Genomic DNA, 11,889 nt, shown 5'->3' with positions numbered 1-11,889 from the left:
TCAGACCCGTCCGTGAATACCACAGAATTGCAAAGTGAACGGTATTGGGTCCAGGCCCCATTTGAGGACCTCGTGGTAGATGTCGACATCCTTGCGCTTGCCGGCGGTGCAGGAGCCGCCGAACGCGATGTCGAGTGCGACCGGCTCCTCCAAGGTCGCCAGCGGCACGGCGTTGCCGGGGTCGCCGGGGCGGGCGACCATCGGCGACAGGCTGTCGCAATCGACGGTGATCACGTCCTTGTAGGCGGCGCCGGCGTCGGAGCGCATCCAGTCCTCGATGGCGAACTCGACGCCGCGCCGCTCGCGCAGGAAGGCGACCGTCTTGTCGTCGGGCTCGACGACGCCGGTGAACCCGCCCATCTCGGCCATCATGTTGGTCAGGGTCGCGCGCTCGTCCATCGACATGGCCTTGACGACCGGGCCGGTATACTCGAACACCATGCCGATCGCCTTGCCGGTGCGGACGAACTCGGTCTGGAGCAGGTACTGCACGATGTCGCGGGCCGACATCCCGGGCTTGAGGTTCCCCACCACCTCGATCCGGACGATCTCCGGCATCTTGCAGCGGATCAGGCCGGTGGCCCAGCTGTTGGCGATGTCGGTTGCGCCCGCCCCGAAGGCGAGGCAGCCGAGCGAGCCGGAATGCGGCGTGTGGGAATCGGTGCCGACCACCACCTGCCCCGGCAGGGCGTAGGTTTCCGCCATCATCGCGTGGCAGATGCCCTCGACGCCCTCCTCCCCCTTGAGCTGGCCGTGGGAGCGGACGGGATACTTGGCCGCGAAGTGGCGGTGACCATCGAACAAACCCTCGACCGCCGGGACCATGTTGTCCTTGACGTGGGGATAGCTGCGGTTGACCAGCACCAGATGGTCCTGGAAGGCGATGATCTCGTCCGGCCGTTCCAGCGTCACGTCGTCGCCGAACGCCTCGTGCATGAAGTGGGCGCACATGCCGGTGAAGTAATCGTGGCTGAACCGCCAATCGGCGGACAGGATGATGCCGTCTCCCGTCGCGGCCTCGCCTTCCGGCAGAACCTTGCGGCGCGCGATGATCTTCTCCGCCAGGGTCAGCGGCCGGCTGGTGGGTATCGGGGCGAAATGCTTGCCGGTGACCTTGGGCAGGTGGAGCTTGCTGTAGGGCAGCAAGCCGCCGGCGCGGATCACGTCGCGCGTCACCTCGTCCCGCCCCGCCAGGAACTCTTCGAACGGGATCGCCTCGCCCGCCACGATGCGGTCCAGGATGCCGAAATCGGTGGTCAGGATGCCGATGTTGTCGCAGTTCTGCCGATAGATCCGCTCGAAGCTCCGCGCGATGATCAAGCGGATTCCGGCCGATTTCTCGGCCAGCGGGCTTGATTCGCGCGACGAGCCCTTGCCATAGCGCTCACCCGCGACCGTGACCTCGAAGCCACCGTTCCGGACGGTGTTCTCGCCGACCGGGAGCGCGTCACCGGCCTTGAAACCCACATAGGGATAGCGGCCCAGGCGCTCGTCATAGGTCATCATGACGGTGACCGGCGTGATCTCGTCGGTCGAGACGTTGTCGCGCAGCGGCTCGCAGTCGGCCAAGGTCAGATCGGCGCCGGCGAGTTGGCGGCTGATCGCGTCGGGATTGGCGGACAGGAACAGGATGCGTCCGATGAACTTGAGGGCTTGGTCCACGGCTGTGGTCTCCAATGGTCGCGATAGGTGGATAAGGGTTTCGGTGGGAGATCGTTCGCGGGGCGCCGCCCCCGGTTCGCGGCCCCGTCACGCCGGTATCGCGTAGCACGAACGCGCCGATCGGTGCGTTGAAAATCGCCGTCGATGGCGACTTTCCTGGGGCCATCAGCGCCCGGTCGCCCAGGGCGGCTGGGCGAAGGATTCCTGGAGAAAGTCGACGAAGGCGCGGATGCGGGGGCTGAGGTTTCGTTTGTCCTGATACAGGACGTAAATCGGTTCCTCGATCGGGTCCTGGCGCTCGGGAAACAGGGCGACCAGCCGGCCGGCCCGCAGATCCTCGCTGATGTGGAATTCCGCCAGACGGACGATGCCGGTCCCGGCGCGGGCCAGCGCCAGCAGCATGTCGCCCTGGTTGGCGACGATGCCGCCGCCGCTCTCGCCCCCTTCCGCGCCCGACCAGCGGTTCCACTTCGTCCGCATGGAGAAGTTCAGGCATTCGTGCCGCCCCAGATCGTCCGGTGAGGTGGGGGTGCCGTGTTCCGCCAGGTATGACGGTGAGGCGCAGATGATCCAGCGGCTGCTGGCGATGCGCCGGGAGATCAGGGTGGACGACGGCAGGTGGCCGCTGGCGATGGCGACATCGGCGCCCTCGTCCAGCCAGCCGGTGCGCTCGTTGCTCAGCACGAACTCGATCCGGAGACGTGGATACCGGCGCCGGAAAGCCGGCATCAGTGGCGCCACCTGATAGCGGGCGAAGGTCGGGACGGAGCGGACGCGCAGCGTGCCGGTCGGTATCGCCGAGACGACGGCTTCGGCCTCCTCCATCGCGTCGAGCACGCGGTGCGCCGCTTCCAGGAAGCTTTGGCCCTCGGGGGTCAGGCTCATGGTCCTGGACGAGCGTTGAAGCAGGCGGCAGCCCAGATGGTTCTCCAGACGCGCCATCGCCTTGCTGATCGTCGAGGGGGTCAGCCCCAGCGTCCTCGCGGCGGCCGAGAAGTCACCGTCCTCGACGACCTGTGCGAAGGCCGCGATGTCCCGCACGTCCATGACCACTCCCCTCGACCCCTGTCTGTGAATATCGTTCACAGGAGGTTGGCGCGGAGGAGACTGGATCAAGGCGAACCAACCTGTCTAAATACCGGCGGCAACGAAAAACGGAACCGGAGGGGACAATGACGCAGGCACTCGAAAAGCCCACGCTGGATACCAGCAAGGTGGCGTACCAGCTGCCCCAGCCCACCGGAATGATGCCGGACATCTTCCTGGGCGGCGCGATGGACTTGGATGGCGACGAGCGGGATTGGGTGCCGCAGTCGGCCGACGTCTCCTTCAGGCCGCTCGTGCTGAGCGTCAGCCAGGGCTATTACGTCAACATCCTGCGTGTCCGGTCCTCGGGCATCCTGTCGCGCCACCGCCACAGCGGACCGGTCCACGCCTTCACGCTGCGCGGCAGCTGGCACTACTTGGAACACGACTGGGTCGCCAAGGCCGGCGACTACGCCTTCGAACCGCCGGGCGAGACCCATACGCTGGTGGTGCCGGACGGCGTCGAGGAGATGGCGACGCTGTTCCACGTCACCGGCGGCTACACCTATGTCGATCCCCACGGCAAGGCGCTCGGCTACGAGGACGTGTTCACCAAGCTGGAGAACGTCCGCCGTCACTACGAGAGGATCGGCCTGGGCGCCGATCACGCCAACCGCTTCGTCCGGTGACGCCGTGAGCGAAGCGGGCACCGGGAGGAGCGATTCGAGCGACCGCCAAAGCCATCGCGACGCCATCGTGCTGGTGACCGGCGCCGGCCAAGGCATCGGCGAGGCCATCGCCCGCGCCTTCGGCCGGCGGGGAGCCGCCGTCGGCGTGCTCGACATGTCGGCCATCAACGCCGAGACCGTGGCGGCCGGCATCCGCGAGGCTGGCGGCCGGGCGGCCAGCGCGGCGGCCGACGTCGCCGATTTCGCGGGTTTGGAGGCGGCTTGCGCCATGCTTCAGGAACGGCTCGGCGGGGCGTTCGACACGCTGGTCAACAACGCCGGCATCTCGCCCAAGCACCAGGGCCGCGCCCACGCCATCTGGGAGATGGCGCCCGAGGAGTGGAACCGGGTGGTTGGCGTCAACCTGACGGGCGCCTTCAACACGGCGCGCCTGCTGAGCCCCGCGATGCGCGCCGCCCGCCGGGGCGCCATCGTCAACCTATCCTCGGTGGCGGGCCAAGCCTATATGGACATCGTCGGCGTCCATTACGCCGCGACCAAAGCGGCGCTGATCGGCTTCACCCGGCATCTGGCGGGCGAACTCGGCCCCTATGGCGTCCGGGTCAACGCGGTCGGACCGGGGCGCATCGAAACTCCGATGGTCCAGGCGATCGGCGACGAGGCCAACAGGCGCTGGATCGATCAAACGCCGATGGGCCGCCTGGGTCGTCCGGAGGAGGTCGCCGATCTGGTGCTGTACCTGACCTCGGACGAGGCGAGCTTCGTGACCGGCCAGATCTGCGACGTGGCCGGCGGACTGATGATGACCTGAACCCTCGCGCGAGGCATCCAGATGGTTCGGGTCAGCGAGCCGATAGCGTCAGTTGCGAGATGAACGCGCCTCGGCTCTGTCCTTTGGCACGGGCGAGATCATCCAAGCGCCGAAGCACACGCCTGGGCAAGGTGATGTTGACGCGCTCGATGGTGTCGTCGGACAGCACCTCATCGAGATCGATGATCCCGACGGTCCAGCCGGCATATTCAGGGCGCTGTTGGATGGCGTCCAGGCTTGACGGAGCGGGAATTGGCATTCCAGCGTCGAGGGCGGCGTCCATCCAGGCGGATGCGGCCTCCGCAGCCGCTTCGACCGCTTCGTCCAAGGTAGCACCAGCCGAGAAACACCCGGGCAAATCAGGAACCGCCACGCCAAAGGCTGTGTCGTCGGAACCAGTTTCGATGACGATTGGGTAGCGCATCACAATCCTGCCTGTTTTCGAATTGCGGCGACGATGCCGATACCGAGATCCTTCTTTGGGTGAGGCACCACGATGATGCCGGGTCGGCTTGGATGCTTGAAGACATGATGGGACCCTCGAACGCGATCAAGGGTCCATCCGGCTTCAATCAACTCGCGTATCAAACCGGCGCTCTTCATGCTCATAGATTACGAGCACAACCAGCCAGTGTCAACGCTACACACCGCCATGGCTCCACCAACCCGTCCCGCCGCGCTCAAGCCGCCCGGATGCGGGTCATGAAGCCGTCGATCTCGCGGTGGAGCGCCTCGGATTGACGGGATAGTTCCCGCGCCGCCGACAACACCTGCGTGCCCGCCGCTCCCGTCTGGGTCGCGGCCTCGGTCACGTCGGCGAGGCTGGACGACAGGCTGGTGGTCGCCAGCGAGGCTTGCTGGACCGAGCGGCTGATCTCGCCGGTCGTGGCGTTCTGCTCGGTGACGGCGCCGGAAATGGCGGCGCTGATCTCGTTGACCCGGGTGATCGTGCCGGCGATGCCCTTGATGGCGCCGACCGCGTTGGCGGTCACCGCCTGCATCGCCTGGATCTGGGCCGTGATCTCCTCGGTCGCCTTGGCGGTCTGGTTGGCGAGCCCCTTGACCTCGGACGCCACGACGGCGAAGCCCTTGCCGGCCTCCCCCGCGCGGGCCGCCTCGATCGTGGCGTTGAGGGCAAGGAGGTTGGTCTGGGCGGCGATGCCGCTGATCAACTCGACCACCTCGCCGATCCGCTGGGCCGATTGCGCCAAATCGCCGACGACGGCGTTGGTCCGCTCCGCCTCGTCCATCGCCGTGTTGGTGACGCGGGCGCTGGCCTCGGCTTGGCGGGCGATCTCGGAGATGGAGGCGTTCATCTCCTCGGCGGCGGCGGCGACGGTCTGGACGTTGGCGGAGGTCTCCTCCGACGCGGCCGCCGACGAACTCGCCTGGCGGAGCGAGTGGCTGGCGATGTCGGTCATGCTCCGGGCGGTGCCTTCCAGCTCGGTCGCGGCCGAGGCGACACCGCGAAGGATGCCGGCGATCGCGCCGTCGAATTCCCGCAGCATGGCGTCGCGCCGGGCCGCCGTCTCCAGCGCTTTTTCCCGCTGCTCGCGCGCGGCCGCCTCAAGCTGGTGTCCCTTCAACAGTTCCAGGCGGAAGCCCTCGATCGAGGATGCCAGTTCGCCGATCTCGTCCGCGCGGGCGATGCCGCCGACCTCCTTGTCGAGCTGGTTGCCGGCCAAGCGCTTGACCTCGCCCATCAATGCCCGGATCGGCAAGACGAGACCGACGCGGGAGATCAGGACGGCGAAGGAGAGACCGATGGCGAGCGCCAGCAGGACCGTCACCCCCAGCGTGATTTGCATGGCCCGCGCCATGCCGAGCGCCGCCTCGGTCGATTGCTGGGTGCGCTTGGAAATCTCGGCGTTGTACGCCTTCACCGCGTCGGTCAGCGCCATTTGGCCCGCCCGACTGCGCTGAAGCCCCTCGATGATCATGGCGCGATCGGCGCCGGCTCCCTTGGCGTTGAAGTCGCGGGCGGTTTCCAGCATGGCCCGCACGTGTTTCCCGTATCCGGCGAAGCCGGCGCGGATGGCGTCCAGCAACGCCACCTGATCGCCGACGGCATGTGCCGCCAACCCATCCAAGCGCTCGTTCATCTCCGCGATGCGCTTGTCCGCCTGGGACACGTATTTCTCGACCTGGGCCGGATCGTTGCCCAGTTCGTATTCCATCCGGCTCAAGGCGATGACGTCGATCCGCAGGTCGAAGGCTTCCAGTTGCGCCTTCTGGGTGCGCACCAGATCCTCCACGCCCTCCCCCGTCTTCCGCAAACCATGGAAACCAGCGGCGGCGATGACGATGGAGAACAGTCCAACGACAGCCACCGCCAGTGACGTCTTGGTTTGAATACGCCAATTGGCGATCATGAATAGCGCCTCTGATAGAATGAATATGCCCGTGGATCGGTCGAAAGTCATAACCAATCTCAGATCAGAGGCTACAAAAACATAAAATCGGAAAATATTTGGTAAACCAACACAATCGAATTTTTGGGGCGGCCAGTCATCACGGGCCGCCCCGGCCATCGGACTACTTGGCGAAGACCTGGGACATTTCGGCGAAAGCCTTGAATTCCAGGGCGTTTCCAGAGGGGTCATAGAAGAACATCGTCGCCTGCTCACCGACCTGACCCTTGAAACGGATGGTCGGCTCGATCACGAACTTGACGCCGGCGTTCCGCACGCGGTCGGCCAAGGCGTTGAAGTCGGCCATCTCCAGCACCACGCCGAAATGCGGCACCGGGACGTTGTGGCCGTCCACCGGGTTGGTGTGGACATCGGCCTTGCCGACGCCCTCCTGGAGGTGGGCGACGATCTGGTGACCGAACAGGTCGTAGTCGATCCAATGGTCGGAACTGCGGCCTTCGGGGCATCCCAGGGTTTGACCATAGAATTGCCGGGCGGCGTCCAGGTCGTGGACCGGGAAAGCGAGGTGGAAGGGCGTGATCCTGTTCATTTGGGCTCCGATGACTGTGTTCCGATGGACTGGTCAGGTGACCGTCTGGGCGAGGCGGTCGTAAGCCGTTCCGGTCGGGATGTGGCTGGCGGCCAGCAATCCCTCGTCATCCCAGGCCATGCCGCTGGCCAGCAGCCGTGTGTCGGCCAGCGGCGCGGCGCCGGGTATGGTCGGTCAGCGGACGTTCCCGTTCCTCCCAGTGCTTTAGCGCCTCCTCGACGCTTTCATGCTCGTCCAAGGCGACGGCGAGGCCAAGCGCGTTCATCATAGCGCAGCCAGCGCCCTGCGCCAGGGTCGGCGGCATGGCATGGGCGGAATCCCCAACGATCGCGACGCGGCCCTTCGACCAGGTCTCCAGCTTGGTGGTCTCGTAGACGTCGTAGCGGCCCCGGTCGCCCAGGCCGGACAGCACGGGTTCCAGCTGGGGGAACCGCTTGATCCAGATGTCGGGCTGGACCGGAACGGCGTTGGCCGCGACGTTCTCCAGCGGCGCCATCATCGCCATGTAAAGCTCGTTGACGCCGCACGGGGTTTAGAGGATGCGCGGCGTCTCCCCCTCCGTGCTCCAGAAGTCGACGACGTGGTCCCATTCCCCGCCGGTCAAACCGGCGCGGTCGGTCAGGACGCGGATGATGCCATCGCGGTACTTGCGGCGCCGCTGGTTGATGTCCAAGGTATCCCGAACCCGGGAGCGGACGCCGTCGGCGCCGAGGCGCTACACCCACCGGATCATCGTCGACGCGGATTCCGCCAGCTTCGAGATGACGATCGAGAACATCCCAAGCGAGAACCCAAAGACCGGCCGGATCGCGGCACTCAGCGTCGTGGCGGCGCTGCGCAAAATCACTGTTCCGCTGCGGATCTCGACCTGACCCCAGGATCGAAAAGCCCTCCCAGCCTGGGAACCACCTCCAGAAAGAATCAAAGATCATGGCCAAGATTGTCATGGGCATCGGCTCCTCCCACAGCCCGACCCTCCTGATGGAACCCAACGCCTGGGTCGCACGCGCCGAACACGATGACAGGCACATCCACGCCCTCCACCATTTCGACGGCAAGATGGTGACCTATGACGAGATGCTGGCGAAGACCAGCCCCGGCGTCCTGGACGAGATCAAGCCGGAGGTGCTGGAGGAGCGGCACAAGGCCAACCAGCGCGGCGTGGAAACCCTCAGCCTGATCCTGAGGGAGGTTGATCCAGATGTCGTGATGTTGATCGGCGATGATGAAGTGGAAGTACAACGAGACCCTGAGCCAGGAACTCTGGTACCCGCAGGAATTGCGCGATCATCCGGTGGCGTCAAAATACGCCAAGCGCTCCATCGGCGACCTGATCAATTCGGACTTCGACGTCGCTCACTCGGGATTTCACATGTCTGAGCAAGGCATGAGCCGCTCGTTCGGCTATGTCTATTACAAGATCATGGGCGACAGCGTGTTTCCCGTGATCCCGGTCAGCATCAACACCTATTATCCGTCGAACCAGACGACTCCTGACCGCGCCGTCAAGCTGGGCCATGCGGTCCGCGCCGGCATCGAGGCTTGGCCAGACGACATTCGCGTGGTCGTGACGGCGACTGGCGGTCTCAACCATTTCCCCGAGCTACCTCTTCCAAGAAGGCATCGACGTCAGTAGACGCATCCCATCAGGTTGGTGACATTCTGCCTATTATGACGGCGGTGACCACATGGGGTTGTTTTGATGCTGCTGCCGGCAGCCACGGACATGACCCATCAGCCTTCCGCGGCCCGTTTCTTATTCAGATCAAAGTAGGACTCTGATTAGTAAGAGCCAGAAGGCTCGTCTACAAACAGAGCATCAGACTTCCTGAGAATGTAATGGTATTGCCTCTACAACAGGTTCGCCATAAAGGGTGCCACAGCCTGAGCAAAAATGATTGGGTTGATTTCCCGTTTTAGTGGGAGAAGAAACCATAGATCGAGCAAGGTGATACTGTTGACTACGGTAGATTGTCTCAAAACTTTCCTCTTTCAAATTACCAAGACTTCTCAATTCATCAGGTCTTAAGTATTTATCAGTCATTCGATATTTGCAACAGCCAAGGACGTCACCACGCCCATGGACGACAGCCGAGAAGTACGGCCACGCACATCGGGGTAGAAGCCGATCCGGCAGTGGATTGAAGCCAGATTTAGGCTTGTATGTTTCCAACCAGGGAGAGGTGGTCGCTTCAATGAAATGCAGCTCGTCTACCCCCATGGATCGCGCGAACTGCTTGGCTGCTTTCTTCTCGTGCCTGTTAAAGTCGAATACCAGGTATTGAAGACAAACTATACATGTGGTTGATTGCTGCAATACCTTCTCCGCAGCAATCGCTCTTAGATTATCGGTGACGAGTTTTAGATCGCCTCCAATCCTTTGCTGTCCAAAAGTTTCCGGTGAAATGCCATCGACCGCGACGAGCAACAACGTAGGCTTCGCCGCGACCAACGCTTTAATGGTTTCCGCACGGATAGGGAGACTAAGATTGGTTGTGATATAGGTGTTCATCATCCGACTCGACGCATAGGTGATCATGTCCGGCAATTCGGAGTTCAGCAGCGGTTCTCCGAGGTCGTACATCGACAACGCGATGGTGTGACGGCTGATGTCATCGACAAGTTTCTCGAACAGGGGGCGCTTCATCAGCTTTGGCATCTGCCGACCCGGTTGAGTCGGCAAGTAACTATGCGGGCAAACGGGACAACGCAACTGACAAGACGGAGCTACGTCGACTTTTACATGAACTGGAAAACGTACCCACTCAGGACGTTTGGCCACATACGCTATCAAAGAGCGCAAGAGATTAAGAACTTTAGGTAGAGTGAGGTTATTTAGAAATACTCGACGTTTCCGGAAGACCTGCAAGAATTCCATCAAGCCAAGTTTCCTCAGCCCGAGCAAACCTGACCCATGATCTATTATTCTCATATGGAACCACCCTCTCAAGGTCCTTCATCATAACTCATTAATGAAACCTTTTAGCAGAAATTTAGAGCTATGCCATCGGAAACGAAATTTGACTTGCCAGTCTAGTTTGACTTGCCAGTCCAGGATTATCTTGTCCGAAAAAAGTAATCAGTTAGCCGTATTCATGCACCAATCTGGAAGGCGCTCTGGTTGCCGCCAATTTTCATCAATTTTTACTGAAATCGCCCAAGCTGTCGGCTCAGCGGGACGAGACTGGACCGGACGTGCTGGCTCAGATGATCTTCCCCAGCGAGCAAAGGGTCATGATCCACCCGACCAGCCCACGGGGAACGGGGCGGAGCTCACATGGGCTCCATCGAGCGGCTCAATGGCGAGGTCAAGCGCCGCACCGAGGTCGTCGGGCTCGGAGCCTCTCCGACTCAAGCTTCCGAATGAGCCGGCCCTCACGCACCTCGTCGGCGCGGTTCTCCTCGAGCGAAACGAAGAGGGGGTCGTCGAAGGAGCGCGTCACATGACGCTGGAGCCCGCCAGGGCCGGCCTAGCTAAACGATCGCGACACCCGGCGATGATGACAACGCCATGGCGCCACGGCGTTATCAGAAAAGTTTCCACTTAAAGTCCAAACGGCTACCGGGACCCGGATCTTTCGACAGGCGCGGCTACGCCACTGTAGCTTCCGTCGGAAACAGGGATTCATCAAGCCTGAACCCTTTCAATCCTCCCTGGCCCAAACCTTGACGTAATCGACCAGCATCACCGATGGATCAGGCGTGTTCTCAGTCGGCCATCCGGCCCCGACGCCGAGATCGACCAGCAGGTACATGGGCTGTTTATGGTGTTCCGGCGTGGATTGCCGCCAGACTTCCTGGCGGTTGAAATAAAAGATGATCCAGTCCGCGTCGATCTTGGCTCCAAAAGTATTGTAATCGTCGTAAAGGGAACCGGGAGCCACCAGGACGCGATGGTGGACGCTGCTACTCTTCGATGCCGTTTTGCGATCCCAAACATGGACTGAAGCTGTATAGCGGCCGGGAAAATGGCCGTAATGTTCGACCACGTCGACCTCGGAAGTGTGGGTCAGACGGTCCAAGCCAATCAGCCAGAACGCCGGCCACGTCCCCTCCCCCTTCGGGAACTTCGCCCGCATTTCGAAATAACCATATCGCTGAGAGAAGCCCCTGCCTGCGCCATCGACCGAGGCGAGCAGTCCCGACGCCCATTTGCCCCCCTCATCCTTGCGGGCTTCGATCGCCAGCACGCCATCTTTGACCGTGAATGGAAATCCTGGCCGTGGATCGGCGAAGGCGGCGTCACCGAAATCGCCATTCCAGGGAGTATGGGCGATCCAGCGAGTTCCTGGCCCCCAAGCCGACACGTCCAGCCTATCGAAATCCTCCTCGAAGGTCAGTTCGTAGTCTGAAAGATCAAGCGTCAACGCGTTCTCCGCCCTCGATACTCCTTGAAGGCTCCAGACCAGGATCGCCAGCACCGGAAGGATCCGGGCGATCACCGCCACTCGGGTCATGCCTTGCCCCTTTTGCTGGAAGTTGGGGAAAACCCCTCGAGATAGGTCCAAAGACGCCCGCATCGGCAATACACAATTGTCGCTATCAGCCTCAGTTTCACTTCGATTCACAGGGAGTAACCAAGTGAAATCTACGGAAATAGCCGTCCGATCAGTTGGGTTCCAATCAAAACACTCCTGAAGCCATCGGAAACAACGCTACTCCTTATAGTTAATTCATTGGCCCAATGCCTGTAAAGTATCTTGATGTCCGTGTGATTGACATGCATGTCTCGAGATCGAA

Annotated in this window: 15 protein-coding genes and 1 pseudogene; 6 read left to right on the top strand and 10 right to left on the bottom strand. The window is 62.4% G+C overall.

The window, feature by feature from the left end; all coding sequences use genetic code 11:
* Together N825_RS28985 and N825_RS28980 are read right to left on the bottom strand one after the other, a co-directional pair.
* Entirely contained in the window at positions 1 to 1,662 is a 1,662-nt protein-coding gene (locus tag N825_RS28985; protein WP_084165156.1) for an aconitase family protein, read from the bottom strand.
* Positions 1,663 to 1,827: 165 nt separating this feature from the next.
* Complete coding sequence (locus tag N825_RS28980; RefSeq protein WP_037459554.1) at positions 1,828 to 2,709, bottom strand: LysR family transcriptional regulator; 882 nt, start codon at positions 2,707 to 2,709, stop codon at positions 1,828 to 1,830.
* A 125-nt stretch (positions 2,710 to 2,834) separates the two neighbouring features.
* On the opposite strand from N825_RS28980, the gene N825_RS40535 reads away from it, so the two are divergent.
* Together N825_RS40535 and N825_RS28970 are read left to right on the top strand one after the other, a co-directional pair.
* The gene (locus N825_RS40535) at positions 2,835 to 3,377 is read left to right on the top strand and encodes a 2,4'-dihydroxyacetophenone dioxygenase family protein (protein WP_051513448.1); all 543 of its coding nucleotides are present in this window, start codon (positions 2,835 to 2,837) and stop codon (positions 3,375 to 3,377) included.
* Positions 3,378 to 3,381: 4 nt separating this feature from the next.
* Positions 3,382 to 4,188 (top strand): SDR family oxidoreductase, encoded by an 807-nt coding sequence (locus tag N825_RS28970; protein ID WP_037459552.1) that lies wholly within the window; start codon positions 3,382 to 3,384, stop codon positions 4,186 to 4,188.
* A gap of 31 nt (positions 4,189 to 4,219) precedes the next feature.
* Here N825_RS28970 and N825_RS28965 read toward each other — a convergent pair whose 3' ends face one another.
* The 6 genes from N825_RS28965 to N825_RS40530 all read right to left on the bottom strand — a co-directional run bounded on the left by N825_RS28965 (position 4,220) and on the right by N825_RS40530 (position 7,822).
* The gene (locus tag N825_RS28965; RefSeq protein ID WP_051513446.1) at positions 4,220 to 4,612 is read right to left on the bottom strand and encodes a type II toxin-antitoxin system HicB family antitoxin; all 393 of its coding nucleotides are present in this window, start codon (positions 4,610 to 4,612) and stop codon (positions 4,220 to 4,222) included.
* Complete coding sequence (locus tag N825_RS38175) at positions 4,612 to 4,791, bottom strand: type II toxin-antitoxin system HicA family toxin (RefSeq protein ID WP_084165154.1); 180 nt, start codon at positions 4,789 to 4,791, stop codon at positions 4,612 to 4,614. The genes N825_RS28965 and N825_RS38175 overlap by 1 nt, the downstream gene beginning before the upstream one ends.
* Positions 4,792 to 4,868: 77 nt before the next feature.
* The gene (locus N825_RS28960) at positions 4,869 to 6,560 is read right to left on the bottom strand and encodes a methyl-accepting chemotaxis protein (RefSeq protein ID WP_051513444.1); all 1,692 of its coding nucleotides are present in this window, start codon (positions 6,558 to 6,560) and stop codon (positions 4,869 to 4,871) included.
* A 163-nt stretch (positions 6,561 to 6,723) separates the two neighbouring features.
* Positions 6,724 to 7,149 carry a VOC family protein gene (locus tag N825_RS28955; protein WP_037459550.1) on the bottom strand — a complete coding sequence of 142 codons (426 nt, stop codon included), beginning with the start codon at positions 7,147 to 7,149 and terminating at the stop codon, positions 6,724 to 6,726.
* 106 nt (positions 7,150 to 7,255) lie between these two features.
* A complete protein-coding gene (locus N825_RS37095; RefSeq protein ID WP_051513442.1) occupies positions 7,256 to 7,654 on the bottom strand; it encodes an FAD-dependent monooxygenase in 399 nt (132 codons plus the stop codon).
* A gap of 27 nt (positions 7,655 to 7,681) precedes the next feature.
* On the bottom strand, positions 7,682 to 7,822 hold the full coding sequence (locus N825_RS40530; protein WP_245613263.1) for a hypothetical protein: 141 nt from the start codon (positions 7,820 to 7,822) through the stop codon (positions 7,682 to 7,684).
* Here N825_RS40530 and N825_RS40525 point away from each other — a divergent pair.
* From N825_RS40525 to N825_RS39885, 3 genes are read left to right on the top strand one after another with little or no spacing between them, the layout of a single operon-like run.
* Positions 7,815 to 8,021, top strand: coding sequence for an aspartate dehydrogenase domain-containing protein (locus N825_RS40525; RefSeq protein ID WP_037459548.1), 207 nt, complete (start codon positions 7,815 to 7,817; stop codon positions 8,019 to 8,021). The genes N825_RS40530 and N825_RS40525 overlap by 8 nt on opposite strands.
* 58 nt (positions 8,022 to 8,079) lie before the next feature.
* Positions 8,080 to 8,529 carry a class III extradiol ring-cleavage dioxygenase family protein gene (locus N825_RS39890; protein WP_198038949.1) on the top strand — a complete coding sequence of 150 codons (450 nt, stop codon included), beginning with the start codon at positions 8,080 to 8,082 and terminating at the stop codon, positions 8,527 to 8,529.
* A complete protein-coding gene (locus tag N825_RS39885; RefSeq protein ID WP_425423757.1) occupies positions 8,444 to 8,785 on the top strand; it encodes a DODA-type extradiol aromatic ring-opening family dioxygenase in 342 nt (113 codons plus the stop codon). The genes N825_RS39890 and N825_RS39885 overlap by 86 nt, the downstream gene beginning before the upstream one ends.
* 183 nt (positions 8,786 to 8,968) lie before the next feature.
* Here the strand turns inward: N825_RS39885 and N825_RS38170 are convergent, their stop codons facing one another.
* A complete protein-coding gene (locus N825_RS38170; protein WP_198038947.1) occupies positions 8,969 to 10,027 on the bottom strand; it encodes a radical SAM/SPASM domain-containing protein in 1,059 nt (352 codons plus the stop codon).
* 272 nt (positions 10,028 to 10,299) lie between these two features.
* Between N825_RS38170 and N825_RS40520 the strand changes: the two are divergent.
* A pseudogene (locus N825_RS40520) lies at positions 10,300 to 10,697 on the top strand (transposase); the annotation flags it as partial.
* Positions 10,698 to 10,793: 96 nt separating this feature from the next.
* Here N825_RS40520 and N825_RS28930 read toward each other — a convergent pair.
* Positions 10,794 to 11,606: a glycoside hydrolase family 16 protein gene (locus tag N825_RS28930; protein ID WP_037459543.1), complete on the bottom strand. Its 813-nt coding sequence runs from the start codon at positions 11,604 to 11,606 to the stop codon at positions 10,794 to 10,796.
* Between the last annotated feature and the right edge of the window lie 283 nt (positions 11,607 to 11,889).

The organism is Skermanella stibiiresistens SB22, from assembly GCF_000576635.1.
In the GTDB taxonomy this organism is placed as follows: domain Bacteria; phylum Pseudomonadota; class Alphaproteobacteria; order Azospirillales; family Azospirillaceae; genus Skermanella; species Skermanella stibiiresistens.
Note: the sequence above shows the minus strand (reverse complement) of the source record. Positions and strands in the feature narration are given on the sequence as shown.

What these genes read in the sequence shown, in the direction of transcription:
- N825_RS28955 (WP_037459550.1), bottom strand. Translation starts at nt 7,149, where the DNA reads ATGAACAGGATCACGCCCTTCCACCTCGCTTTCCCGGTCCACGACCTG.
- N825_RS38175 (WP_084165154.1), bottom strand. Translation starts at nt 4,791, where the DNA reads ATGAAGAGCGCCGGTTTGATACGCGAGTTGATTGAAGCCGGATGGACC.
- N825_RS40535 (WP_051513448.1), top strand. Translation starts at nt 2,835, where the DNA reads ATGACGCAGGCACTCGAAAAGCCCACGCTGGATACCAGCAAGGTGGCG.
- N825_RS28930 (WP_037459543.1), bottom strand. Translation starts at nt 11,606, where the DNA reads ATGACCCGAGTGGCGGTGATCGCCCGGATCCTTCCGGTGCTGGCGATC.
- N825_RS39890 (WP_198038949.1), top strand. Translation starts at nt 8,080, where the DNA reads ATGGCCAAGATTGTCATGGGCATCGGCTCCTCCCACAGCCCGACCCTC.
- N825_RS28965 (WP_051513446.1), bottom strand. Translation starts at nt 4,612, where the DNA reads ATGCGCTACCCAATCGTCATCGAAACTGGTTCCGACGACACAGCCTTT.
- N825_RS28960 (WP_051513444.1), bottom strand. Translation starts at nt 6,560, where the DNA reads ATGATCGCCAATTGGCGTATTCAAACCAAGACGTCACTGGCGGTGGCT.
- N825_RS28980 (WP_037459554.1), bottom strand. Translation starts at nt 2,709, where the DNA reads ATGGACGTGCGGGACATCGCGGCCTTCGCACAGGTCGTCGAGGACGGT.
- N825_RS40525 (WP_037459548.1), top strand. Translation starts at nt 7,815, where the DNA reads ATGTCCAAGGTATCCCGAACCCGGGAGCGGACGCCGTCGGCGCCGAGG.
- N825_RS37095 (WP_051513442.1), bottom strand. Translation starts at nt 7,654, where the DNA reads ATGGCGATGATGGCGCCGCTGGAGAACGTCGCGGCCAACGCCGTTCCG.
- N825_RS38170 (WP_198038947.1), bottom strand. Translation starts at nt 10,027, where the DNA reads ATGGAATTCTTGCAGGTCTTCCGGAAACGTCGAGTATTTCTAAATAAC.